Source organism: Pseudomonas sp. BNK-7, from assembly GCF_048072025.1.
GTDB classification, from domain to species: domain Bacteria; phylum Pseudomonadota; class Gammaproteobacteria; order Pseudomonadales; family Pseudomonadaceae; genus Aquipseudomonas; species Aquipseudomonas danubii.
The window spans coordinates 3,974,914-3,998,093 of the sequence record NZ_CP182252.1; the positions used below are offsets into that span (position 1 = coordinate 3,974,914).

Here is a 23,180-nt window from a genome sequence, read left to right on the forward strand (position 1 = left end):
TGGGGGGGGGCGCTCAGTTGCCGCTTTCGTTGCGTTTGCTGCTGACCTCTGCCGGCACATCGTCACCGGCCATGCGCTTGCGGAACAACGCCGCGCGGGCCAGCAGCAGGGTGGTCACCGGCACCGTGATCGACAGCAGGATCGGAATCAGCCAGGCATGCAGCACCGGCCCGGACTTGAGCGCTGAAAAATACAGGATCGAGGCCAGGGCCACGGTCCAGGAACCCATGGTTGAGGCCAGGGCCGGCGGGTGCATGCGCTGGAAGTAGCTCTTCATGCGCAGGATGCCCAGGGCACCGATCAGGGCGAAGACGCTGCTGATCACCAGCAGCACGGCCACCAGGACCTCCACCCAGAGGGGCAGTTGTTCCAGGCTGTTCATTCGATCACCTCGCCGCGCAGAAGGAATTTGGCCAGGGCGAAGGAGCCGACAAAGCCGAACAGGGCAATCAGCAGCGCCGCCTCGAAGTAGGTATCGCTGGCATAGCGGATGCCCAGCACCAGCATCATCAGCATCGCCAGGATGTACAGGTAGTCCAGGGCCAGGACCCGGTCCTGGGCCGAGGGGCCCTTGAACAGGCGCACCAGGGTCAGGACCATGGCCAGGGAAAACAGGAACAGGCTCAGCAGGATCGCGTTGGTCAACAGCACGCTCATTCGAAAATCTCCATCAGCGGGCGCTCGTAGGTCGCCTTGAAGTGCTGGATGAATTGCCCTTCGTCCTGCAGATCGAAGACGTGCAGCAAGAGGATGCTGCGGTCCAGGGACAGCTCGGACCAGACCGTGCCCGGCACCACCGTGGTGATGGTGGACAGCGCCGCCAGGCCGTTGGCGTCGCGCAGGTCCAGGGGGATCTTGACGAAGGCCGAGCGCACCGGCCGGCGCCCGTTGTTGAGCACGCCCCAGGCCACGATCAGGTTGGAGACCAGCACATCGCAGCCCACCCGCAACAACAGCCGCAGGATGGTGCCGGGGCGGCGGATGCGGATCGGCAACGGCCGCAGCGGGCGCATCAGCAGCGGTGCGAGAAAGCCCAGGATGGCCCCCAGCAGCAGATTGCCGGGGCTGATGGACAGGTTCAGCACCAGCCACAGCAGCCACAGCGCCAGGGACAGGAAGGGAGCGGGGAACAGACGCTTCATGGTTGCACCTCCGCCGCCTGGGTGGCCTTGGACTCAGGGCTGAGCACGGTGCGGGTGCCCAGTACCGCCATCACATAGTGCTCCGGATGATTGAGGCTGTCGGCGGTGGCCTGGGTGAAGCGCAGCAGCGGCTCGGCCTTGAAGCTGAGCAGCACGCAGAGCCCCAGCAACGCCACGATCGGCACGCATTCCAGACGCCGCAACACCGGTGAAGGTCGCTCCTCCGGGCTCCAGAAACGCTGGATGCCCAGGCGCGCAAAGGCGATCAGCGAGGCCAGGCCGGAGAGGATCAGCAGCACCAGGAAAATCCAGCCCGCCAGCGGGATCGGCGTGTCGCTGCTGGTTCCCAGGCCCGTCGGGTTGAGCAGGGCGGCGATCAGGTTGAGCTTGCCGATAAAGCCCGACAGCGGCGGCATGCCGATGATCAGCAGGGCGCAGGCAATGAAGCTCAGGCCGAGGAAGGCCATGGTCCAGGGAATCACCTGGCCGACCACCACTTGCTGTTCGTCGTCGAGGTTGCTGCCCCGGGGCGGGGGAAGGGTTTCCATGGGCCTCGGGAGGATTTCGCCTTCGTCTTCCAGAGGCACTTCCACCGCCGAGCGCGAGCGCTCGATCAACTCCGCCAGGAGGAACAGCGCGCACAGCGCCAGGGTCGAGCTGAACAGGTAGAACAGCGCCGCGCCGGTGAGCGCCGGCTGGGCGAAGCCGATCACCGCGATCAGGATTCCCGCCGACACCAGGATGCTCAGGCTGGCCATGCGCTCCAGGCGCTGGGCCGGAAGAATCGCCAGGGCGGCGCAGAAGATCGTCGCCAGGCCGCCGTAGATCAGCCACTGGTTGCCGAAGTAGGCCGAGGCCCCGGCCTGCCCGGAGAACAGCAGGGTCCACAGGCGCAGCACGGTGTAGATCCCGACCTTGGTCATGATGGCGAACAGCGCCGCCACCGGTGCGCTGGCCGAGGAATAGGCCGGCACCAGCCAGAAGTTCAGCGGCCACATCCCGGCCTTGGCCAGGAAGGCGATGGCCAGGATCGCCGTGCCGGCGTGCAGCAGGCCGCGGTCGGCTTCCGGCACCAGGGGGATCTTCATCGCCAGGTCGGCCATGTTCAGGGTCCCGGTGACCCCGTAGATCATTGCCGTGCCGATCAGGAACAGCGACGAAGCCAGCAGGTTGATGGTGATGTAGTGCAGTCCCGACGACACCCGCGCCCGTCCCGAACCGTGCAGCATCAGGCCGTAGGAGGCTGCCAGCAGCACCTCGAAGAACACGAACAGGTTAAATAGGTCGGCGGTGAGGAAGGCGCCGTACAGGCCCATCAGCTGGATCTGGAACAGCGCATGGAAGCTGGCCCCGGCGCCGTCCCAGCGGGCCATGGCGAACAGCAGTGCGCTGACCCCGATGATTCCGGTGAGCACCATCATCAGTGCCGACAGGCGATCCACCACCAGCACGATGCCGAAGGGCACCTGCCAGTTGCTCGGCAGGTACACGCCGAAGGAACCGGTGGCGCCCTGGACCTGGGTCCAGTACAGCAGGTACGCCGCCAGGGCCAGCCCCAGCAGGCTGGAGAACAGGTTGATCCGCGCCTTGAGCGGGCGGTGTTTCTCCCCCAGCAGCAACATGATGGCCGCCGTCAGCAGCGGCAGGAGGATGGGGGCGACGATCAGGTGGGACAACGAACTCATTCCTTGGGCTCCCGGCCGTCGACGTGGTCAGTGCCGGTCAGGCCCCGGGACGCCAGGAGCACCACCAGAAACAGCGCGGTCATGGCGAAGCTGATGACGATGGCGGTGAGCACCAGGGCCTGGGGCAACGGGTCGGTGTAGTGCAGCAGGTCCTGGGGCACGCCGTCCTTGACGATGGGTTCCTTGCCGATGAACAGGCTGCCCATGCTGAAGATGAACAGGTTGACCGCGTAGGACAGCAGGCACAGGCCCATCACCACCTGGAAGGTCCGCGGGCGCAGGACCAGCCAGACTCCGGAAGCGGCGAGGACCCCAATGGCGATTGCGATGACTTCTTCCATCAGGCGGCTCCGCTCTTGATCAGGGATTTGGACTGGCTGGCCGGCTTGTGGGCCCGCACCGACTGGTGCGCCAGGGCGGTGAGGATCAGCAGGGTCGCGCCCAGCACCACCGCGTACACGCCGATGTCGAAGAACAAGGCGCTGGCGATATGGATATCACCGAACAGCGGCAGGTCCACATGCACCGTGTGGGTGGTGAGGAACGGGTAGCCCCAGGCCAGGGCGCCGAGGCCGGTGGCCAGGGCGAACAGCAATCCGGTGCCCATCCAGCGCAGCGGTCGCAGGCTCATCTGGGCCTCGACCCACTGGGTGCCGGCCACCATGTACTGGAGGATGAAGGCCACCGACATCACCAGCCCGGCGACGAAACCGCCGCCTGGCAGGTTGTGCCCGCGCATGAACAGGTAGAAGGACACCACCAGGGCAATCGGCAGCAGCAGGCGCACCAGCACCGCCGGCACCATCATGAAGCCCAGGGCGGTGTCGCTGGCCTGGCGCGGGTTGACCAGATCGGTGACCACGTCCGGGGCCAGCAGGCGCTGTTGCGCCGGCAACTGCATGCTCTCCTTGGGCGGGCGGAAGCGACGCAGCAGGGCGAACACGGTCAGGGCCACGGCTGCCAGCACGGTGATTTCGCCCAGGGTGTCGAAGCTGCGGAAGTCCACCAGAGTCACGTTGACCACGTTGGTGCCGCCGCCTTCAGGCAAGGCACGGCTGAGGTAGAACGAGGAAATATCGTTGGGTGTGGGGCGGGTCAGCATGGCGTAGGACAGCACCGCCATGCCCAGGCCGACGGCGATCGACAGGCTCAGGTCGCGCAGGCGGCGGATGCGCGCCTTGGGCACGCTGCTGGGCAGCGGCGAGACATCCTCGATCCGCCGTGGCAGCCAGCGCAGGCCGAGGAGGATCAGCACCGTGGTCACCACCTCCACCACCAGCTGGGTCAGGGCCAGGTCCGGCGCGGAGAACCAGACGAAGGTCACGCAGGTCATCAGCCCGCAGACGCTGACCATGGTCAGGGCCGCCAGCCGGTGATACTTGGCCTGCCAGGCGGCGCCCAGGGCGCAGGCAATGGCCAGCAGCCAGAAGGTCACGAAGACGATGGAACCGGGGATCTTCGGCCGGTCGCCCCAGGTCAGCTGGCTGTAGAGCATGGGAATCAGGCCGGTGATCACCGCCGCCAGAATCAGCAGAAACAGCTGGGTCTGCAGGCGCTTGGTGCTCAGCCGCCGCTCCAGACGCCGGGCCAGGCGGGTCATGCCCACCAGGCTGCGCTCGAACAGCAGCTTGCCGTTGAGTCGGCCCACTCCCGGCGGGTAGGCAAAACGCCCGGCCACCAGCGGTTTGTGCAGCAGCAGGTAAAGCACGATGCCGCAGGACATGGCGATCAGGCTCATGATCATCGGCGCATTGAGGCCGTGCCAGATGGCCAGGCTGTACTCGGGCAGGGTGCCGCCCACCACCGGCCGTGCGGCGGCGGCCAGCAATGGACCAATGATCTGCGCCGGGAAGATCCCCACCAGCAGGCAGGTGAACACCAGCAGTTCAACCGGCGCACGCATCCAGCGTGGCGGCTCGTGGGGCGTGTGCGGCAGGTCGGTGGCCGGTTCGCCGAGGAACACATCCACGGTAAAGCGCAGGGCGTAGGCGACGCTGAAGGTCCCGGCGATGGTGGCGATCACCGGCAGGGCGATTTCCACCCAGGCGCTGGAATTGATGAACACCGTCTCGGCGAAGAACATCTCCTTGGACAGGAAGCCGTTGAGCAGCGGCACCCCGGCCATCGAGGCACTGGCGACCATGGCCAGGGTCGCGGTGTAGGGCATCAGCTTGATCAGGCCGTTGAGCTTGCGGATATCGCGGCTGCCGCTCTCGTGGTCGATGATCCCGGCGGCCATGAACAGCGACGCCTTGAAGGTGGCGTGGTTGAGAATGTGGAACACCGCCGCCACCGCCGCCAGCGGGCTGTTCAGGCCCAGCAGCAGGGTGATCAGCCCCAGGTGGCTGATGGTGGAGTAGGCCAGCAGGCCCTTGAGGTCGTTCTGGAACATCGCGCAGTAAGCGCCCAGCACCAGGGTGCAGGCCCCGGCGCCGCTGACGATGTAGAACCATTCTTGCGTACCGGACAGCGACGGCCACAGGCGGGCCAGGAGAAACACCCCGGCCTTGACCATGGTCGCCGAGTGCAGGTAGGCCGAGACCGGCGTCGGCGCGGCCATGGCGTGGGGGAGCCAGAAGTGGAAGGGGAACTGCGCGCTCTTGCTCAGGGCGCCCAGCAGGATCAATGGCAACAGGATCGGGTAGAGCGCATGGGCGCGGATCTTGTCTCCGGCAGCTAGCACCTGATCCAGGTCGTAGCTGCCGACCACATGGCCGAGCAGCATGACCCCCGCCAGCAGGCACAAGCCCCCGGCGCCGGTGACCATCAGCGCCATGTAGGCGCCACGGCGGGCGTCGGAGCGGTGATGCCAATAGCCGATCAGCAAGAAGGAGAAGAGGCTGGTGAGCTCCCAGAAGAACACCATCTGGATCAGGTTGCCGGAAATCACCAGGCCCAGCATGGCCCCCATGAACGCCAGGAAGAAGGCGAAGAAGCGCGGCACCGGGTCTTGCGGCGACATGTAGTAACGCGCGTAGAGCGCCACCAGACTGCCGATACCCAGCACCAGCAATGAGAACAGCCAGGCGAAGCCGTCCAGGCGCAGCACGAAGTTCAGGCCCAGGCTCGGCAGCCAGGTATATTCCTCGCGGATAATTCCGCCATCGGCGATCTGCGGGTACAGCAAAGCCACCTGGACGGTGCCAATGAGTGCCACCAAGCCGGCCAGCAGGGATTCGGTGTTACGTGCGTTGTGCGGCAGCACGGCCGCCAGACAGCTGCCTATGAATGGCAGAAGCAGTAGAACTATCAGGGACATAGGCTTCTAATCTGCGGAAAAGTATGACGCATAATACGTGCCAGGCCCTGGATCACCAACCGCCATGCGCGGCCCGGCCCCCCAAAGAAATGTTACATACGCTTTCAAAGGTAGGAGACAAATGCCTGATGCGCCCGTTCACCGGGCGCTGTAGGGCCAAGGTCCTGCCCAGGTCAAAACACCACAAGGATCGACAAGGGTGCACATGATTAAAGGATCGGCCATGGGCCGGATGATTCGACGCGGATGTTTCGCTTTACTGTTCACCGCCTTCGGCGCGGCGCTGGGCATTGGCCTGGAGCATTATCTCGAGCGTCCCGACATGCTCCAGACCCGCCAGGCGCTGATCATCGAAGGGCCGTTGGGTGATGAGTCCAGCTACCGGCTGCCGCCGGGCACGGTGCTTTACTTCGACCGCGCGCTGGCCGAGGGTCATGCGCTCTACCACGCCTATTTCTACTTCCACGGTACGCCCGAGCATGACCCGGTACGGCTTGAGCCCAAGCACCGCGGTTCGCTGACCGCCCCGACCTGGCTCTACGCCCCCGGCGACCCCGCGCTCTAGGCGCTGGCTTGCCAGCGAGGGAACCTGCCGGATCGCTTTCGCCGGCAAGCCGGCTCCTACACACCGTCCGCTGTCTGGTCGGTCAATGCCGGCGTGGCCCGGCCCTTGGGCTTCCATTCGCTGATGATCACCGCCAGCACGATCAAGGCGCCCCCCAGCAGCGCCAGCCCCGGCAAACGTTCCCCGGCGATCCGCCCGACAATCCCGGCCCACACCGGCTCACCGGCATAGATCAGGGTGGCGCGGGTCGGCGAGACGCTTTTCTGCGCCCAGTTCATCGCCACCTGGATCGCCGCGCTGGCCGCCCCCAGCCCCAGGGCGCTGGCCAGCAGCAGCCAGGAAAACTCCGGCAGCGCCTCGCCGGTCGGCAGCACCATGGCAAAGGCCAGCAGTGAGGTGACCGCCAGTTGCACCACCGTGACCCGGCGCACATCCACCTGCCCGGCGAAGCTGCTGATCAGAATGATTTCCGCGGCAATCGCCACGGTGCTGATCAGGGTGGCGATCTCCCCAGGGCTGAAATCCAGCGACGCGCCATTGGGGCCGGACAGCAGCATCAACCCGGTAAACGCCAGCATGATGCCGATGCTTGGCAGCAGCCCCGGACGCTTGCCCATGAACAGCCATTGCAGCAGGGGAACGAAGGGTACATAGAGGGCGGTGATAAACGCCGACTGGCTGCTGGGAATGCTTTGCAGGCCCACCGTCTGCAAGCCGTAGCCGAGCATGATGGCGCTGCCGATAAAGGTTCCGGCACGCAGTTCGAGCAGGGTCAGCCCGCGCAGGTGGCGCAGTGAAAACAGGGCGACGATGCACGCCGCCGCGGCAAAGCGCAGGCCGACGAAAAACATCGGTCCGCTGACGCTCATGGCCTTCTGCACCAGCAGGAAGGTGCCGCCCCAGATCATGGTGATCAGCACCAGCACCGCTTCGGCCCTGCTGAGTGGGAAGCGCATTGCGCGGGAGGGCGTTGAAGTCATGGCCTTGCGTGCTACCTGAGGGGGGACGCACAATGCGCCGGAAGCTGGGCAGTATACTGCGCAGGCCCGCAGAGCGAGCAATATAGTGCACAAAGATAACGTCCAACGGGCTTCGGTCCTGCAACATGTCAGCCTTAACGTGCGACGCCTGCGCCATGCCGCAGGCTTGAGCCAGAGCGCCCTGGCAGAAAAATCCGCCGTCAGCCGGCGGATGCTGGTGGCCATCGAGGCCGGGGAGAAGAACGTCAGCCTCGGCACCCTGGACCGAGTGGCCGAGGCCTTGAACGTGGCGTTCAGCGACCTGATCCAGGCCCCGGATGCCCGAGACCCGAGCCGTATCAACGAGCTGGCCTGGGCCGGCGTCATCCCCGGGAGCAAGGCGCTGCTCCTGGCCAAGGCCGAGGCCAGCCGTGAAGTGGAACTCTGGGAGTGGCAGCTCGAGCCTGGCGAGGTCTATCACTCGGAGTGCGACACCGTCGGCTGGAGCGAGCAGATCTATGTCGTCGAGGGCTGCCTGACGCTGTTCTTCGGCGACGCCGAGCGGCGCCTGGAAAGCGGTGATTTCTTCATGTTCGCCAGTCATGTGCCTCACGGCTATCGCAATGACGGCGCCCAGGCCACGCGCTTCGTGCGCAACGTGGTGTACTGATTGCCCAGGCGTGCCGGCCACTGTTGGCCAGTCAACAGCGGTTGAACATTCTGCCTGTTTTCAGTTGATGCCTTTTCTCCGGAGTAATCTTCAAGCTGTTGAAATAAAAGGATTTTATATTTAGGCACGACTCCTGCAATTGTCCTGATAGCGAGCACCCGAGCGGTGTTTATCTTGATCTTCAGGACGTGGAGTCGGCCCATGACAGCCCCAGCCCAACCCTCACCCAGTGCCCACCTGATCCGCAGCGATGCTGAGGCCATCAGCGTGGCCCAGGCCCTGGCCCAGCGCTTTGCCGTGGAGGCCGCGGTACGCGACCGCGAACGGCGCCTGCCGGTGGCGGAACTCGACGAGTTCTCTGCCAGCGGCCTGTGGGGCATCACCATTCCCCAGGCCTACGGCGGCGCCGGGGTGTCCTACGTGACCCTGGCCGAGGTGATCAAGCTCATCTCCGCCGCCGATCCGTCCCTGGGCCAGTTGCCGCAGAACCACCTCGGAGTGGTGGACATCCTGTTGCAGACCGCCAGCGAAGAGCAGAAACAGCACTACTTCGCCAAGGTGTTGCAGGGCTACCGCTTTGGCAATGCCTTTTCCGAAGCCGGCAGCAAGCATGTCGGCGCCTTTGAAACCCAGATCCGCTTTACCGGCGAGCAGGCGCAGATCGACGGCGAGAAGTTCTACTGCACCGGCGCCTTGTTTGCCCACATCGTGCCGACGGTGGCGGTGGATGAGCACAGCCAGGCCCACATCGCCTTTATCGAGCGCGACAACCCCGGCCTCACGGTGATCGACAGCTGGGACGGCTTCGGCCAGCGCACCACCGCCAGCGGCGGGGTCAGCCTCAAGGCGGTGCAGGTGCCACGCAGCGCGGTGATCCCGGCCCACCGGGCCTTTGACCAACCCACCGCCGACGGCCCGATCTCGCAGATCATCCAGGCCGCGGTGGACACCGGTATCGCCGTCGCCGCCCTGGAAGACGCCAAGCATTACGCCCGGCAGTCCCGGCCGTGGATCGACAGTGGCCTGGATCACGGCTGGCAGGACCCTTTTACCCAGGCCGCCATCGGTGACCTGGAATGGCGGGTGCACGGCACCGAGGCGATCCTGGTCAAGGCCGCCGAGGCGGTCGACCAGGCCCTCGCCAGCCCCAGCGAAGACAGCGTCGCCCAGGCCTCCCTGGTGGTGGCCCAGGCCAAGGTGCTGTCGGCAGAAAGCGCCTTGCTCGCCGCCAGCAAGCTGTTCGAACTGGCCGGCACCCGCTCGGTGTCGGCCAAGTACAACCTCGACCGCCACTGGCGCAACGCCCGCACCCACACCCTGCACGACCCGGCCCGCTGGAAGTACCACCTGATCGGCAACTTCCTGCTCAACGGCGTCAAGCCACCTCGTCACGCCTGGAACTGAAAGGACACCGCCATGAACGCATTGACCCAACCCGACAGCCCCCAGGCTGCCCTGGCCGCCAGCGGCGAGCAGCTGCAACGGGCCCGCGACCTGTTGCAGCGGACCCTGGAATTCGTTCGCCAGCAGGCCCGGCCCTGGTCCGGCAGCGGCCTGAGCAAGGCCAGCGACGACCCGTATGTGATCAGCCGCTTTGGCGATCTGCAGATCCGCATCGAAGTGGCCGCCGCCCTGCAGGAGCGGGCCCAGTACCGGCTGCAAGAGGGCAAGGACCCGGCCGAGATCGCCATCGCCCTGGCCGAGGCGGCGATTGCCGCCGCCGAAGCCCTGGCGGCGGCCGGCAACGCCGAATTCGAACTCACCGGCCAGCGCAGCCCGCAGCCGCAGAGCCTGGATGACCCGCTGCGCTGGAAGTATCAACTGATCGGCAACTACCGCCTCAATGGCGTGCTGCCCCAAGGTTTCAGGAGTGCTGTGTGATGTCCCGTGAAATTCGCCTCAATGCCTTCGACATGAACTGTGTCGGCCACCAGTCACCGGGACTCTGGGCCCATCCTCGGGACCGTTCCTGGCAGTACAAGGACCTGGAGTACTGGACCGACCTGGCGCGCATCCTTGAGAAGGGCAAGTTCGACGGGCTGTTCATCGCCGATGTGCTGGGCATCTACGACGTCTACAACGGCAATGGCGAGGCGGCGATCCGCCAGGCGGCCCAGGTGCCGGTGAACGATCCGCTGCAATTGATTCCGCCCATGGCCCTGGTCACCGAACACCTGGGCTTCGGCCTCACCGCGTCGCTGTCGTTCGAGCACCCGTATCCCTTCGCCCGGCGCCTGTCGACCCTCGATCACCTGACGAAGGGCCGTGCCGGCTGGAACATCGTCACCTCCTACCTGGAGAGCGGGGCGAAGAACATCGGTCAGCAGGCCCAGACCGAACACGATGCGCGCTACGACTACGCCGAGGAATACCTGGAGGTCTGCTACAAGCTCTGGGAAGGCAGTTGGGAGGAGGGGGCGGTGCTGCGTGACCGCGAGCGGCGGATCTTCAGCGACCCGAGCAAGATCCACGAGATCCGCCATGCGGGCAAACACTTCCAGGTGCCGGGGATTCACCTGTGCGAGCCGTCACCGCAACGCACTCCGGTGCTGTACCAGGCCGGGGCGTCCAGCCGCGGCAAGCAGTTCGCCGCCGAGCACGCCGAATGCGTGTTCGTTGCCGCGCCGTCCAAGGTGCTGCTGAAAAAGACCGTGGCCGACATCCGCCGCCGCGCGGCCGAAGCCGGGCGCGACCCGTCGAAGATCCTGATCTTCAACCTGCAGACGGTGATCCTCGGCGAGACCGATGCCCTGGCCAAGGCCAAGTTCGAGGAATACAAGTCCTGGGTCAGCTATGAGGGCGCCATGGCGCTGATTTCCGGCTGGACCGGCATCGACTTCAGCCGCTTCAAGCCCGACGAGCCCCTCAAGCACGTGCACACCAATGCCATCCAGTCGGCGGTGGAAGCCTTCTCCACGGCGGACCCGAACAAGGTCTGGACCCCCCACGAACTGGCCGACTGGGTCGGCATCGGCGGCTTTGGCCCGTTGTTCGTCGGCAGCCCGGAAACCGTGGCCGACCTGCTCCAGGAGTGGGTGGAAGAGACCGATGTTGACGGCTTCAACCTGGCCTACGCCCTGACCCACGAAACCTTTATCGACGCGGTTGAGCTGCTGGTCCCGGAACTGCAGAAACGCGGGGTGTACAAGACCGAATACGCCCCCGGCACCCTGCGGGAAAAACTCTTCGGCGCCGGCCCGCGCCTGCCCGAAAGCCACCCGGGCAACGCCTGGCGCAACCTGGGCGAGCAACGCCAAACACTCGCGCAACGCGCCCGCGCCTGACCCAACCCCTGTAGGAGCTGGCTCGCCAGCGAAAGGGCCCGCAAGACAGGCGTCGGATTCAGCAACGCCTTCGCCGGCAAGCCGGCTCCTACCAGGGAGCCGCCCAATTCCGGTAGGAGCTGGCTTGCCAGCGAAGAGGCCCGCACGACCTGCGTCCCAGGGCCAGCCCCGTTTATTTCCAGCCAGCGGACCACCGCACGCGTTTGCCAAGTTGTCGAGGTCAATTCATGAGCGTGCATGAACTCAAGCGTCCGCCCACCACGGATGCGTCAGCCCCCGAGGACCGCTTGCAGTTGAGCGGTGCCCTGGAGCAGTTGCGGCACTGGGCCCAGGCCCGGCCGTTGGACAATGCCCTGCGCCACAAACGCCACGGCCATTGGTACGCCTGGCGCTGGATCGATGCCCTGCGCGATGTCGAGCGTCTGGCCGACGGCCTGCGCCAACAAGGCCTCGACTCGCAGTCCCGGCTGGTCCTGAGCGGGCCGTTCGAGCCGGACCTGTTGCTGCTGGCCCTGGCTGCCCGGAGCCTGGGTGCCGAGGTGCTCAGCCTCGATCCGGAGCTGGCGCCCGAGGCCCTGCGCCAGGCGCTTTGGCGCCTGCAGCCGAGCCACGCCTTCGTCCACTCGCGGCGCCAGGTCCTGGCCTGGGTGGCCGCCGGGGAACAGGGCCCGGCCCCGGGGCTTTTGATCGCCGGGCAAGCCTTGCCGCGCCTGCCCGCCGGGGTGCGCCAGCCGCTGCTGTGCTTTGCCGACTTGCTCGGCCCCAGCGAAGCGCCCCAGCGCCAGCTCTATTGGCGCCATCCGGCCACTGCCGAGCAGCTGTGGAGCGAAGAGGGCACGCAATGGGCGGCGGGTCTGCAGGTGTTGCTGGAGCACTGGCTGAACAGCGGCCACAGCCTGGCCTTCCCCGAAACCGCGGCATCCGCCAGTCGCGACCGCCGCGACGTGGCGCCCAGCGGCCTGCTGCTGTCGCCGCCGCGCCTGCAGCAGCTGGCGGACGAAATCGAAAGCCGCCTGGCGCCTCCCGGCAGCTGGCGCCGGCGCCTGTGCGAGTGGGTCATCGCCCATCCCCGCCGGCCACTGCCCCGGCTGCTCAAGCAACGGGTGCGCCGGTTGCTGGGCTTTGCCCGCCTGCAGTTCATCTGGCAGCCGGCGCCGTCGCATGCTCACCCCTCAACCCCGGCCTGGATCGCCGAATTCAAACGGAACATTGCATGAGCCTCAGCGAACCCATCCTGCAAGTGCGCGCCGTGTCCCTGTCGTTCAAGGGGGTCAAGGCCATCAACCAGCTGTCGTTCGACGTGCGCCGTGGCGAAATCTGCGGCCTGATCGGACCCAACGGCGCCGGCAAGAGCTCGTTGCTCAACCTGCTCAACGGGGTCTATCGCTTCGACAGCGGGGCGATTGTCTTCGACCGCCAGAGCTATTCGCGCATCGACCCGCTGAGCGCCGCTCGCCGTGGCATTGGCCGGACGTTCCAGAACAATGCGCTGTTCAAGAAGATGAGCGTGATCGACAACCTGCTCACCGGCCTGTCGCGGCATTCGCGCACCTACCTGATCGAGCAGGCCCTGGGCTTGCCCCGGGCCCGGCGCGAGGCCGCGACCTTCCGCCAACTGGCCCAGGGCATCCTGCAGTTTCTCGATTTGCAGGCACTGCGGGATGTCCCGGTGGGCAACCTGTCCTACGGCCTGCAAAAGCGTGTGGAGCTGGGGCGGGCGCTGATCGCCGGGCCCAGCCTGCTGTTGCTGGACGAACCCCTGGCGGGCATGAACGCCGAGGAAAAGCAGGAAATGGCCGGCTTCATCGCCGACATCAATCGTGACCTGGGCACCACCGTGGTGTTGATCGAGCACGACATGGGGGTGGTCATGGAGCTGTGCCACCACGTGGTGGTCCTGGACTACGGGCGCAAGGTGGGCGATGGCACGCCGGCCGAGGTCCAGGCCAATCCCGACGTGATCGCCGCCTACCTGGGGGTGGTGCACTGATGAACTTCTTCCTCGAAACCCTGCTCGGCGGCCTGCTGGCCGGGACCCTGTACTCCCTGGTGGCCATCGGCTTCGTGCTGATCTATAAGGCCAGCGGCGTGTTCAATTTCGCCCAGGGCGCGATGCTGCTGTTCGCCGCCCTGACCTTCGTCAGCCTGCACGACCAGGGTGTGCCCTTCGCCCTGGCGCTGCTGCTGACGGTGCTGGTGATGATCATCGGTGCCTGGCTGATCGAGCGCCTGGTGCTGCGGCCCCTGGTCAATCGCTCGCAGATCACCCTGTTCATGGCCACCCTGGGCCTGTCGTTCATCATCGAGGGCCTGGCCCAGGGACTGATGGGCTCCCAGGTGCGCGCCCTGGACCTGGGCATCGACGACGTGCCGCTGTTCCTCGGGCCGCTGATGGTCAGCCAGTTCGACCTGATCGCCGCCGCGGCCGCCCTGGTGCTGGTGACGGTGCTGGCACTGCTGTTCAACAAGACCCGCATCGGCATCTCCCTGCGGGCGGTGGCTGACGACACCACGGCGGCGCTGTCCATCGGCATCAACCTCAACCGCATCTGGCAGATCGTCTGGGCCGTGGCCGGGGTCGTGGGGCTGGTGGCCGGGCTGCTCTGGGGCGCGCGCCAGGGGGTGCAGTTCTCGCTGTCGCTGGTGGTGCTCAAGGCGCTGCCGGTGCTGATCATCGGCGGCTTCACCTCCATCGGCGGGGCGATTGCCGGGGGCCTGATCGTCGGTGCCGCCGAGAACCTGGCGGAGGTCTATATCGGCCCGCTGATCGGCGGCGGCATCACCCCCTGGTTCGCCTATGTCCTGGCCCTGGCCTTCCTCTACATCCGTCCCGCCGGCCTGTTCGGCGAGCGGGCCATCGAGCGAGTGTGAATTGATGTCCATCCCCCTGACTCGGCAAACCGCGCCGCTGCTGCTGGTCCAGCGCCGTCTGCCCCTGGGCCTGAGCGGCCTGTTGCTGTTGACCTGCGGCGTGGTGCCCCTGGTTGCCAACGACTATTGGCTCAACGCGATCCTGATTCCCTTCCTGGTGCTGTCCCTGGCCGGGCTCGGGCTCAACCTGCTGACCGGCTACACCGGCCAGACCTCGGTGGGCGCCGCCGGCTTCATGGCGGTCGGAGCCTTTGCCACCTACGGCTTCGTGCTGCGCCTGCCAGAGCTGGGGTTGCCCGTGGCGCTGCTCGGCGGGGGCCTGATCAGTGCCCTGGTGGGCTGGCTGTTCGGCCTGCCCAGCTCACGGATCAAGGGCTTCTACCTGATGGTCACCACCCTGGCGGCGCAGTTTTTCCTGGAGTGGCTGTTCGTCAAGTTTCCCTGGTTCTACAACTACGGCTCCTCGGGCACCATCTCGGCGCCGCAGTTGAGCCTGTGGGGGCATGACCTCAATACCCCGACCGGGCGCTACCTGTTGACCCTGGTGGTGGTCCTGCTGCTGACCCGGGTGGCGCAGAACCTGGTGCAAAGCCAGGTCGGGCGCAACTGGATGGCGATCCGCGACATGGACACCGCGGCCGCGGTGATCGGCATCCCGGTGGCCCGCTACAAGCGCCAGGCCTTTGCCGTCAGCTCGTTCTACCTGGGCATCGCCGGGGCGCTGTGGGCCTTCGCCTACCTGGGCACCGCCAGCGCCAGCAGCTTCGATATCAATCGTTCGTTCCAGATCCTCTTCATCATCATTATCGGCGGCATGGGCAGCGTGGCCGGCAACTTCGTCGGCGCGGCCTTCATCAGCCTGCTGCCGATCTTCCTCAGCCACGCCGGGCAGTGGCTGCTGGGCGGGGCGGTGGACGCCGGGCAATTGCAGAACCTGCAGAAAATCATCTTTGGCGTGCTGATCATCCTGTTCCTGATCAAGGAGCCCGAGGGCCTGATCCGTCTGCTGAGCAACCTGCGCGAGCGCCTGCGGCACTGGCCGCTGCGTTTCTGAAATTCCACTCAAGACCTAGAGAGACAACATGCGTGCATCCTTGAAAGCTTCCCTGGCCAGTGCGGCCCTGCTGCTGTCCGCGGCGCTGACCCCGCAGGCCCAGGCCGCGCCGGACCAGCAGTTCTTCCCCCTGGCCACCTACCGGGTCGGCGCCTATGCCTCCAGCGGGGTGCAGGTGTGGGCCGGGATGATCGACTACCTGAACTACATCAATCAGGTGGAAGGCGGGATCAACGGAGTCAAGCTGGTGTGGCAGGAATGCGAGACCGAATGGACCGCGGAGAAGGGCATCGAGTGCTACGAGCGCTTCAAGAAGGGCCTGGACGGCGCGCCGGTGGCGGTCTATCAGCCCAACGGAGCGCCGGCAGCCTATGCCCTGAGCGAGCGAGCCGAGGTGGACAAGATCCCGCTTATTACCCTGGGCTACGGGCGTACCGAAGCCACCGATGGCACGGTGTTCCCCTACAACTTCCCGGTGATGCTGACCTTCTACAGCGAGGCCTCGACCCTGGTGAACTACATCGCCCAGCGCGAGGGCGGGTTCGACAAGCTCAAGGGCAAGAAGATCGCCACGGTCTATCACGACTCCGCCTATGGTCGGGAAACCCTCGGGCCGCTCAAGCTGCTGGCGGAAAAATACGGCTTCGAGAACATCCAGATTCCGGTGGCCGACCCGGGCAACGAGCAATCGGCGCAATGGCGGCAGATCCGCCAGCAGAACCCGGACTGGGTGTTCCTGCGCACCTGGGGCGTGTCGACCCCGGTAGCGGTCAAGACCGCGGCGCGTTTCGGCTTCCCGGTGGATCACATCATCGGCGACATCTGGGCCAGTTCCAGCGAGGACGTGCTGCCGGCCGGGGTCGCCGCCAAGGGCTACCTGGCGCTGACACCCTACCCGGCGGGCAGCGACTTCGAGATCCACAAGCGCCTGAAGCAGTACATCCTCGATACCGGCAAGAGCGACCTCAAGGACCTGAAGAACTTCGGCAGCGTGTACTACAACTCCGGGCTGGTGAACGCCGCAGTGGCGGTGGAGGCGATCCGCACCGCCCAGGGCAAGTTCGGCAAGCGCCCGCTCAACGGCGAAGAAGGGCGCTGGGGCCTGGAGCACCTGAACATCGACGACGCCCGGCTCAAGGACATGGGTTACCTGGGGCTGATGCAGAACCTCAAGCTGTCGTGCCGCGATCACGAAGGCGGCGGCGCGGCCCGGGTGCAGCAATGGGACGGGGCCAACTGGACCCTGATCAGCGACTGGATCGCCGCCGACCGCGCGCTGCTGCGGCCGCTGATCGACGAGAAGGCCGCGGCCTTCGCCAAGGAAAAGCAACTGACGCCACGCACCTGCAACGGGGATGACTGAAGCATGAGCCACAGCGCCACGGCCACCGCGGCCGAGCACCTGTTGCAGGTGCAGGACATCGAGGTGATCTACGACGGCGCCATCCTCGGGGTGGCCGGGGTGTCCCTGGACGTGCCCCGGGGGGCGATCGTCGCCTTGCTGGGGGCCAATGGCGCCGGCAAGAGCACCACCCTCAAGGCCATCTCCGGCCTGGGCCGGGCCGAGCGGGCCCAGCTGGGGCGGGGCAGCATCCGCTTCGCCGGGCAGGACCTGGCCGGGGTCGACCCCAGTCGTCGAGTGCGCCAGGGCATGGTCCATGTGCTGGAGGGGCGACACGTGTTCGGTCAGCTGACCGTGGAGGACAACCTGCGCAGCGGCGGCTTTGTCCGCGGCCTTGGCCGTCGGCAGCTGGCCGAGGATCTGGAGCGCATCTACCACTGGTTTCCGCGGCTGCTGACCAAGCGCCGGGTGCGTGCCGGCCTGACCTCGGGCGGCGAGCAGCAGATGCTGGCCATCGGCCGGGCGTTGATGACCCATCCTACTTTGGTACTGCTGGACGAACCTTCCATGGGCTTGGCGCCTATCATCGTCCAGGAGATTTTTCAGATCGTCGCCCAGCTCAATCGCGAGGCGGGGGTGAGTTTTCTGATCGCCGAGCAAAGCATTAATCTGGCGCTCAAGTACGCGTCCCACGCCTGCCTGCTGGACAACGGGCGGGTGGCCCTGTCCGGCACCGCCGAGCAGTTGCTGGCCCGGGACGATCTGCAGGATTTCTACCTGGGCAAACACTGACCGCGAGCATGCCATGAGCCAGAACCACACCCCACCGACCATCCCGGCCGACCCTGATGCGGACATTCTGATTGTCGGCGGTGGCCTGAGTGGCGCCTTGCTGGCCGCGCAATTGCTGCGCCGGCCGGGCAGGCGGCGGATCCTGGTGATCGAGCCGCGCCGCGAACTGGGGCGTGGCGAGGCCTACAGCGCCGTGGAGCTGGGGCACACCCTGAACGGCAACGCGGCACGGATGAGCGTCGACCCGGACAACGCCGATGACCTGACCCAGTGGCTGACCCGGCACATTGCCGAGGGCGGCTGGCCCGAGTCGGATCGCCAGCATGTGCCGGTCAGCGAACTGTTTCCGCCCCGCGGGCTGTTTGGCGTCTATGTCCAGCAGCGGCTGGCCGAGGCGCAAGCACAGGGCCGGGGGCAGGGCTCCTCGGTGAGCCATGTGCAGGGCGAAGCGGTGGACCTGGAAATCGAACCTGACGGCGTGCTCCTGACCCTGGCCGATGGCCGGCAACTGCGGGGTGCGCGGGCGGTGCTGGCCACCGGCATGTTCCCCGCGGCGCGCACGCCACAGACCCGGTCCAGCGGCCTCAACGCCGCCGCGCTGGACCCCTGGGACGTGGCCGCCATGGCCCGCCTCGACCCGCAGGCGACAGTGCTGATCATCGGCTCCGGGCTGACCATGGTCGACGCCGTGGTGTCCCTGGAGCAGGCCGGGCATCGCGGGCCGATCGAGGTGTTTTCCCGCCATGGGCTGTTGCCGCACGTGCGTCGCCAGCCGCCGGCCTGGGAGGATTTTCTCGCCGCCGACCCGAGCCTGCGCAGCCCCCGGCAGTTGTTCCGGGCGCTGCGGCGCCAGTGCCAGGCGGCGCAGGCTCAAGGCATCGACTGGCAAGCACCGCTGGACACGGTGCGGGTGCATATCGGGCGCTTGTGGAGCCAGGCCAGCGAGGCGCAGAAACACCAGTTCGTGCGTCATGTGCGGCCCTGGTGGGAAAGCCATCACCATCGCTCGCCGCCCTTGAGCGCGGCGCTGGTGGCGCGCCTGCAGGAGCAAGGCCGGTTGCGGGTGCATGCCGCGTGCTACCAGGGGCTGGAGGCGGGCGCCGACGGCCGCCTGGCGATCCGTCTGCGCTATCGCGGCAGCCCGGACAGCGTGCGCGTACCGGGCGATGCCCTGATCAACTCCAGCGGCATCGAATACGACTGGCGCCGGGTGGCGCGGCCCTTGCCGCAGCAACTGCTGGCTCGCGGCCTGGTCACCCCCGGTCCGCTGGCCCTGGGCATCAGCGCCACGGCGGACGGCGCCGTGCACGATGCCCGGGGCCAGGCATCCGCGCGCCTGTTCGCCCTGGGCCCACCGTTGCGCGGCCTGTGGTGGGAAAGCACCGCGGTCACCGACGTCGCCCTGCAAGCCAAAGCCCTCGCCGCGCACCTGGCCGCATTGCCCTTGTAGCCGCTGCCGCAGGCTGCGAACGGCCCGCTAGGGCCGCGGCGCACTAAAGGCCGCTGCGGGTCCTACCGACGCAGGAGACGCGGGGATCTTGAGGCCGCCCAAGATCGGCGGGCGATCGCCAAGCAAGGTCCTGCGGACCTTTTCGCAGCTTCGCCGTGGCTCAGCAGCGGCTACAGGGCCAATGCCGATTCGAGATTTGTGTAGCCGCTGCCGCAGGCTGCGAACGGCTTGGGCGGCATTCCGACGCAGGAGACGCGGGGATCTTGAGGCCGCCCAAGATCGGCGGGCGACCGCCAAGCAAGGTCCTGCGGACCTTTGCGCAGCTTCGCCGTGGCTCAGCAGCGGCTACAGGGCCAGTGCCGATTGGGGTTGTGTAGCCGCTGCCGCAGGCTGCGAACGGCCCGCAGGGCCGCGGCGTTCTTGAGGTTGTTGCGGGTTCGGCGGGCGATCGTCAAGCAAGGCCCTTTGGGCCTTTTCGCAGCTTCGCCGTGGCTCAGCAGCGGCTACAGGGCCAGTGCCGATTCGAGATTTGTGTAGCCGCTGCCGCAGGCTGCGAACGGCCCGCAGGGCCGCGGCGTTCTTGAGGTTGCTGCGGGTTCGGCGGGCGATCGTCAAGCAAGGTCCTGCGGACCTTTGTGCAGCTTCGCGGGCTCAGCAGCGGCTACAGGAGGGGGACCCAGCGCTGTTCTTGGGCGGCGGTGCGGATTGCCGCGGCCAGGCGCTCTATTTCCCAGGCCTCGGCGAAATCCGTGCCGTCCCGACCCTGGCCGCACAGGGCCATGATCAGTTCATGCACTTCCAGGGTCTTGAGTTCGTTGTAGCCCAGTTGATGCCCGGGGGCCGGGCTGAAGGCGGCGTAGCCGGGCAGGTCGGGCCCGGCCAGCAGGCGCTGGAAGCCTTTCTGTCCGACCCGGTACAGGCGCAGTTCGTTGAGCCGTTCCTGGTCGAAGGCCAGGGTGCCCAGGGTGCCGCTGATCTCGAAGCTCAGGTGGTTTTTGTAGCCATGCTTGATCCAGCTGCTGCTCAACGTGCCCCGCGCACCGTTGGCGAAACGCAACAAGGCGTGGGCCTGATCGTCCACGGCAATATGGCGCCGTTCCTGGCTGCCGGCATGGGTCGGTCGTTGCTGGTGCACTGTCTGCACATCGGCGCACACCGCCTGCACCGGCCCCATGAGAAAGCGCGCCATGGCCAGCAGGTGGCTGCCCAGGTCGGCCAGGGCGCCGCCGGCGTGCTGCGGGTCGCAGCGCCAGGACCAGGGCGAATCCGGGTCGGCCATGAAGTCTTCGCTGAACTCGCCCTGGAAGCTCACCAATTGCCCCAGCTCGCCCTGGCCGATCAACTGCCGGGCCAGGGCGATCATCGGGTTGTGCTGATAGTTGTAACCGACCCGGGTCACCACCCCAGCGGCCTGGGCGGCGTGGTGCATCTGCCGGGCCTCATCGACGCTGATGGCCAAGGGCTTTTCGCAGTACACCGCCTTGCCTGCCGCCACGGCCGCCATGGCCATGGGGAAATGCAGATGGTTGGGGGTGGTGATGGCCACCAGATTGACCCGGGGATCGGCGATCAAGCCTTGCCAGTCGCTATGGGCCCGGGCAAAGCCCCAGGCCCCGGCGCAGTGCTCGGCGCGCTGCGCATCGGCATCGGCCAGGGCGGCCAGGTGCAGGCGCACCGGCAGTTCGAACACTGCGCCGACGCTGCGAAACGCCAGGGCGTGGGCCCGGCCCATGAAGCCGGTCCCGATCAAGCCAATGCCAAGTTCATCCATAGCCGCACCTGCAGAATTATTGTTTTAGGAAGGGCTAGTTATGGAATAAATATTCGTTAATTGCAATTGCTGGAATTAAAATTTTGACGGGTGCTGTAGGAGCCGGCTTGCTGGCGACAGGGCCCCTGTGGCTTGCGCTGGGTTCAAGGTCCTGTTCGCTGGCAAGCCCGCTCCCAAGGCAAATGAAAAAGGCAGCCCGGAGGCTGCCTTTTCGGTGGTGCAAGCGGGCCTCAGGAGAGGAAGCCGCCGTCCACGTTCAGCGCAACACCGGTGGTGTAGCTGGAGGCATCGCTGGCCAGGTAGAGCACCGCGCCGGCCATTTCGCTCGGGTCGGCCACGCGCTTGAGGGGGATCTGCGCCAGGGCGGTCTTGAGGATGGCGTCGTTCTTCACCAGGGCCGAGGCAAACTTGGTGTCGGTCAGGCCCGGCAGCAAGGCGTTACAGCGGATGCCGAACTGTGCGCATTCCTTGGCGAAGACCTTGGTCATGTTGATCACCGCCGCCTTGGTCACCGAGTAGATGCCCTGGAAGATCCCTGGCGAGATGCCGTTGATCGAGGCGACGTTGATGATGCTGCCGCCGCCGTTGTCGCGCATCAGCTTGCCGGCTTCCACCGACATGAAGAAATAGCCGCGGATATTGACGTCGACGGTCTTCTGGAAGGCCCCGAGGTCCGTGTCCAGGACGTTGCAGAACTGCGGGTTGGTGGCGGCGTTGTTGATCAGGATGTCGAGGCGGCCGAACTGCTCGCGAATCCCGGCGAAGACCTGGCTGATCTGCTCCATTTCACCGATGTGGCAGGCAATCGCCGTGGCCTTGCCGCCAGCGGCGATGATGGCGTCGGCCACGTGCTGGCAGCCTTCGAGCTTGCGGCTCGACACGATCACGTGGGCCCCTTGCTGGGCCAGGAGCTTGGCAATGGCTTCACCGATACCGCGGCTGGCACCGGAGACGAATGCGATTTTGCCGTCGAGGTCGAACAACTGAGTCTTGGACATGGTTTTTCCTTGCTGGGTTGTCGGGCGCCGAGGGCGCGGTCAGAGGCTGGATTTTTCGATGACCTGCAGGCTCATCTGCTCCAGCAGTTTGTTCATGTGAATGAACTGCGCGAAGCGTTTGTCCTGGGTCTGGCCGTGGTAGAAGCGGTAGTAGATCTGCTGCACGATGCCGGCCAGGCGGAACAGGCCATAGGTGTAGTAGAAGTCGAAATTGCCGATTTCGATTCCCGAGCGTTCGGCGTAGTAATCGACGAATTCCTGGCGGGTCAGCATGCCCGGCGCGTTGCTCGGCTGGCGCCGCATCAGTTGCACCGGCGCCGGGTCGGCGGCCTCGATCCAGTAGGCCAGGGTGTTGCCCAGGTCCATCAGCGGATCGCCCAGGGTGGTCAGTTCCCAGTCCAGCACGCCGATGATCTGCATCGGGTTGTGGGGGTCGAGGATGACGTTGTCGAAGCGGTAGTCGTTATGCACGATGCTCGAGGTTGGGTGGTCGGAGGGCATCTTGTCGTTGAGCCAGGCCTTCACGGTTTCCCAGTGCGGCGCATCGGGGGTCAGGGCTTTCTCGTAGCGCTCGCTCCAGCCCTTGATCTGACGCTGCACATAGCCTTCAGGCTTGCCCAGGTCGCCCAGGCCGCAGGCGTTGTAGTCGACCCGATGCAGTTCGACGAAACGGTCGATGAAACTCTTGCACAGGGCTTGGGTCTTGCTGGCATCCAGGCCCAGTTCCGCCGGCAGGTCGGAGCGCAGGATGATGCCCTTGACCCGTTCCATGACATAGAACTCGGCGCCGATCACCGACTCGTCGGTGCAGTGCACATAGGCCTTGGGGCAGTAGGGGAAACCGTCCCTGAGCTGGTTGAGAATGCGGAACTCGCGGCCCATGTCATGGGCGGACTTGGCCTTGTGGCCAAACGGCGGGCGGCGCAGGACGAACTCCTGATCCGGGTACTCCAGCAAGTAGGTGAGATTCGAGGCACCGCCCGGGAACTGGCTGATTTGCGGTGTGCCGCTGAGGCCGGGAATATGCGCCTTGAGGTACGGATCGATCAGGTTGGCATCGAGCTCCTCGCCGGGGCGAGTACGGGTGGATTGGTCTGTAAGCGCCATGCTTATCCCTTCTGCTTATTCTGGAGGCCAGAGATTATTGACTAATCTAATGCGCCTACCGGCCCCTCACAATCGCGGCGGGCCTTTATAGGTGCGCGTGTTGCCGGACAATCATTGCTTTTGATACAAGCGTTTGAATTTACCCCCGTACTTCCACGATCTGGTAGCACCAAGCCCCCACAGGAGCCGGCTTGCCAGCGAAGGGAGCGTCATGACGCAGCCGCGTTTGAG

Annotated in this window: 21 protein-coding genes and 1 pseudogene; 12 read left to right on the plus strand and 10 right to left on the minus strand. The window is 66.1% G+C overall.

The features are described from left to right. Positions 1-13: 13 nt before the first annotated feature. The 6 genes from ACMGF8_RS18535 to ACMGF8_RS18560 are packed head-to-tail and all read right to left on the minus strand — an operon-like array spanning position 14 to position 6,086. Positions 14-382: a Na+/H+ antiporter subunit G gene (locus ACMGF8_RS18535; RefSeq protein ID WP_102864463.1), complete on the minus strand. Its 369-nt coding sequence runs from the start codon at positions 380-382 to the stop codon at positions 14-16. Continuing rightward, positions 379-657, minus strand: a complete 279-nt coding sequence (locus ACMGF8_RS18540; RefSeq protein ID WP_016962858.1) for a K+/H+ antiporter subunit F — start codon at positions 655-657, stop codon at positions 379-381. Before ACMGF8_RS18540 ends, ACMGF8_RS18535 begins: the two co-directional genes overlap by 4 nt. Next, a complete protein-coding gene (locus ACMGF8_RS18545) occupies positions 654-1,142 on the minus strand; it encodes a Na+/H+ antiporter subunit E (RefSeq protein ID WP_102864464.1) in 489 nt (162 codons plus the stop codon). The genes ACMGF8_RS18540 and ACMGF8_RS18545 overlap by 4 nt, the downstream gene beginning before the upstream one ends. Next, positions 1,139-2,827: a monovalent cation/H+ antiporter subunit D gene (locus ACMGF8_RS18550; RefSeq protein ID WP_102864465.1), complete on the minus strand. Its 1,689-nt coding sequence runs from the start codon at positions 2,825-2,827 to the stop codon at positions 1,139-1,141. The genes ACMGF8_RS18545 and ACMGF8_RS18550 overlap by 4 nt, the downstream gene beginning before the upstream one ends. Continuing rightward, positions 2,824-3,168: a Na+/H+ antiporter subunit C gene (locus ACMGF8_RS18555; protein WP_011060906.1), complete on the minus strand. Its 345-nt coding sequence runs from the start codon at positions 3,166-3,168 to the stop codon at positions 2,824-2,826. Before ACMGF8_RS18555 ends, ACMGF8_RS18550 begins: the two co-directional genes overlap by 4 nt. Next, positions 3,168-6,086 (minus strand): monovalent cation/H+ antiporter subunit A, encoded by a 2,919-nt coding sequence (locus ACMGF8_RS18560; protein ID WP_102864466.1) that lies wholly within the window; start codon positions 6,084-6,086, stop codon positions 3,168-3,170. The genes ACMGF8_RS18555 and ACMGF8_RS18560 overlap by 1 nt, the downstream gene beginning before the upstream one ends. 205 nt (positions 6,087-6,291) lie before the next feature. On the opposite strand from ACMGF8_RS18560, the gene ACMGF8_RS18565 reads away from it, so the two are divergent. Continuing rightward, positions 6,292-6,651, plus strand: coding sequence for a hypothetical protein (locus tag ACMGF8_RS18565; protein ID WP_250330756.1), 360 nt, complete (start codon positions 6,292-6,294; stop codon positions 6,649-6,651). Between the two features lie 56 nt (positions 6,652-6,707). Here ACMGF8_RS18565 and ACMGF8_RS18570 read toward each other — a convergent pair. Then, positions 6,708-7,722, minus strand: a pseudogene (locus ACMGF8_RS18570) (DMT family transporter). Here ACMGF8_RS18570 and ACMGF8_RS18575 point away from each other — a divergent pair. The 11 genes from ACMGF8_RS18575 (at position 7,717) to ACMGF8_RS18625 (ending at position 19,073) form a co-directional block, all read left to right on the plus strand. Next, the gene (locus tag ACMGF8_RS18575; protein WP_102864469.1) at positions 7,717-8,280 is read left to right on the plus strand and encodes a helix-turn-helix domain-containing protein; all 564 of its coding nucleotides are present in this window, start codon (positions 7,717-7,719) and stop codon (positions 8,278-8,280) included. The pseudogene ACMGF8_RS18570 and the gene ACMGF8_RS18575 overlap by 6 nt on opposite strands. A 201-nt stretch (positions 8,281-8,481) precedes the next feature. Further along, the gene (locus ACMGF8_RS18580; protein WP_416756936.1) at positions 8,482-9,684 is read left to right on the plus strand and encodes an SfnB family sulfur acquisition oxidoreductase; all 1,203 of its coding nucleotides are present in this window, start codon (positions 8,482-8,484) and stop codon (positions 9,682-9,684) included. A 12-nt stretch (positions 9,685-9,696) separates the two neighbouring features. Next, on the plus strand, positions 9,697-10,161 hold the full coding sequence (locus tag ACMGF8_RS18585; protein ID WP_115582278.1) for an acyl-CoA dehydrogenase family protein: 465 nt from the start codon (positions 9,697-9,699) through the stop codon (positions 10,159-10,161). Then, positions 10,161-11,564, plus strand: a complete 1,404-nt coding sequence (locus ACMGF8_RS18590; RefSeq protein WP_250330758.1) for an LLM class flavin-dependent oxidoreductase — start codon at positions 10,161-10,163, stop codon at positions 11,562-11,564. Before ACMGF8_RS18585 ends, ACMGF8_RS18590 begins: the two co-directional genes overlap by 1 nt. Before the next feature lie 227 nt (positions 11,565-11,791). After that, positions 11,792-12,781, plus strand: coding sequence for an AMP-binding protein (locus ACMGF8_RS18595; RefSeq protein ID WP_250330759.1), 990 nt, complete (start codon positions 11,792-11,794; stop codon positions 12,779-12,781). Continuing rightward, positions 12,778-13,554: an ABC transporter ATP-binding protein gene (locus ACMGF8_RS18600; RefSeq protein WP_250330760.1), complete on the plus strand. Its 777-nt coding sequence runs from the start codon at positions 12,778-12,780 to the stop codon at positions 13,552-13,554. The genes ACMGF8_RS18595 and ACMGF8_RS18600 overlap by 4 nt, the downstream gene beginning before the upstream one ends. Continuing rightward, a complete protein-coding gene (locus ACMGF8_RS18605) occupies positions 13,554-14,435 on the plus strand; it encodes a branched-chain amino acid ABC transporter permease (protein ID WP_060838924.1) in 882 nt (293 codons plus the stop codon). The genes ACMGF8_RS18600 and ACMGF8_RS18605 overlap by 1 nt, the downstream gene beginning before the upstream one ends. 4 nt (positions 14,436-14,439) lie before the next feature. Next, a complete protein-coding gene (locus ACMGF8_RS18610; RefSeq protein WP_060841929.1) occupies positions 14,440-15,489 on the plus strand; it encodes a branched-chain amino acid ABC transporter permease in 1,050 nt (349 codons plus the stop codon). A gap of 28 nt (positions 15,490-15,517) precedes the next feature. Then, positions 15,518-16,852 (plus strand): ABC transporter substrate-binding protein, encoded by a 1,335-nt coding sequence (locus tag ACMGF8_RS18615; RefSeq protein ID WP_102864475.1) that lies wholly within the window; start codon positions 15,518-15,520, stop codon positions 16,850-16,852. 3 nt (positions 16,853-16,855) lie between these two features. Further along, positions 16,856-17,623, plus strand: a complete 768-nt coding sequence (locus ACMGF8_RS18620; protein ID WP_115582281.1) for an ABC transporter ATP-binding protein — start codon at positions 16,856-16,858, stop codon at positions 17,621-17,623. A 13-nt stretch (positions 17,624-17,636) separates the two neighbouring features. Then, positions 17,637-19,073 (plus strand): FAD/NAD(P)-binding protein, encoded by a 1,437-nt coding sequence (locus ACMGF8_RS18625; protein WP_416756937.1) that lies wholly within the window; start codon positions 17,637-17,639, stop codon positions 19,071-19,073. A 661-nt stretch (positions 19,074-19,734) separates the two neighbouring features. Here the strand turns inward: ACMGF8_RS18625 and ACMGF8_RS18630 are convergent. The 3 genes from ACMGF8_RS18630 to ACMGF8_RS18640 form a co-directional block, all read right to left on the minus strand. Then, positions 19,735-20,844, minus strand: a complete 1,110-nt coding sequence (locus ACMGF8_RS18630; protein WP_102864477.1) for a Gfo/Idh/MocA family protein — start codon at positions 20,842-20,844, stop codon at positions 19,735-19,737. A gap of 230 nt (positions 20,845-21,074) precedes the next feature. After that, positions 21,075-21,842 (minus strand): SDR family oxidoreductase, encoded by a 768-nt coding sequence (locus tag ACMGF8_RS18635; protein WP_207167681.1) that lies wholly within the window; start codon positions 21,840-21,842, stop codon positions 21,075-21,077. A gap of 39 nt (positions 21,843-21,881) precedes the next feature. After that, entirely contained in the window at positions 21,882-22,949 is a 1,068-nt protein-coding gene (locus ACMGF8_RS18640) for a phosphotransferase family protein (RefSeq protein WP_416756938.1), read from the minus strand. Positions 22,950-23,180: the final 231 nt, after the last annotated feature.

Coding starts and splice junctions, on each gene's coding strand:
- ACMGF8_RS18535 (WP_102864463.1), bottom strand. CDS start 382: ATGAACAGCCTGGAACAACTGCCCCTCTGGGTGGAGGTCCTGGTGGCC.
- ACMGF8_RS18540 (WP_016962858.1), bottom strand. CDS start 657: ATGAGCGTGCTGTTGACCAACGCGATCCTGCTGAGCCTGTTCCTGTTT.
- ACMGF8_RS18545 (WP_102864464.1), bottom strand. CDS start 1,142: ATGAAGCGTCTGTTCCCCGCTCCCTTCCTGTCCCTGGCGCTGTGGCTG.
- ACMGF8_RS18550 (WP_102864465.1), bottom strand. CDS start 2,827: ATGAGTTCGTTGTCCCACCTGATCGTCGCCCCCATCCTCCTGCCGCTG.
- ACMGF8_RS18555 (WP_011060906.1), bottom strand. CDS start 3,168: ATGGAAGAAGTCATCGCAATCGCCATTGGGGTCCTCGCCGCTTCCGGA.
- ACMGF8_RS18560 (WP_102864466.1), bottom strand. CDS start 6,086: ATGTCCCTGATAGTTCTACTGCTTCTGCCATTCATAGGCAGCTGTCTG.
- ACMGF8_RS18565 (WP_250330756.1), top strand. CDS start 6,292: ATGATTAAAGGATCGGCCATGGGCCGGATGATTCGACGCGGATGTTTC.
- ACMGF8_RS18580 (WP_416756936.1), top strand. CDS start 8,482: ATGACAGCCCCAGCCCAACCCTCACCCAGTGCCCACCTGATCCGCAGC.
- ACMGF8_RS18585 (WP_115582278.1), top strand. CDS start 9,697: ATGAACGCATTGACCCAACCCGACAGCCCCCAGGCTGCCCTGGCCGCC.
- ACMGF8_RS18590 (WP_250330758.1), top strand. CDS start 10,161: ATGTCCCGTGAAATTCGCCTCAATGCCTTCGACATGAACTGTGTCGGC.
- ACMGF8_RS18595 (WP_250330759.1), top strand. CDS start 11,792: ATGAGCGTGCATGAACTCAAGCGTCCGCCCACCACGGATGCGTCAGCC.
- ACMGF8_RS18600 (WP_250330760.1), top strand. CDS start 12,778: ATGAGCCTCAGCGAACCCATCCTGCAAGTGCGCGCCGTGTCCCTGTCG.
- ACMGF8_RS18605 (WP_060838924.1), top strand. CDS start 13,554: ATGAACTTCTTCCTCGAAACCCTGCTCGGCGGCCTGCTGGCCGGGACC.
- ACMGF8_RS18610 (WP_060841929.1), top strand. CDS start 14,440: ATGTCCATCCCCCTGACTCGGCAAACCGCGCCGCTGCTGCTGGTCCAG.
- ACMGF8_RS18615 (WP_102864475.1), top strand. CDS start 15,518: ATGCGTGCATCCTTGAAAGCTTCCCTGGCCAGTGCGGCCCTGCTGCTG.
- ACMGF8_RS18620 (WP_115582281.1), top strand. CDS start 16,856: ATGAGCCACAGCGCCACGGCCACCGCGGCCGAGCACCTGTTGCAGGTG.
- ACMGF8_RS18625 (WP_416756937.1), top strand. CDS start 17,637: ATGAGCCAGAACCACACCCCACCGACCATCCCGGCCGACCCTGATGCG.
- ACMGF8_RS18630 (WP_102864477.1), bottom strand. CDS start 20,844: ATGGATGAACTTGGCATTGGCTTGATCGGGACCGGCTTCATGGGCCGG.
- ACMGF8_RS18635 (WP_207167681.1), bottom strand. CDS start 21,842: ATGTCCAAGACTCAGTTGTTCGACCTCGACGGCAAAATCGCATTCGTC.
- ACMGF8_RS18640 (WP_416756938.1), bottom strand. CDS start 22,949: ATGGCGCTTACAGACCAATCCACCCGTACTCGCCCCGGCGAGGAGCTC.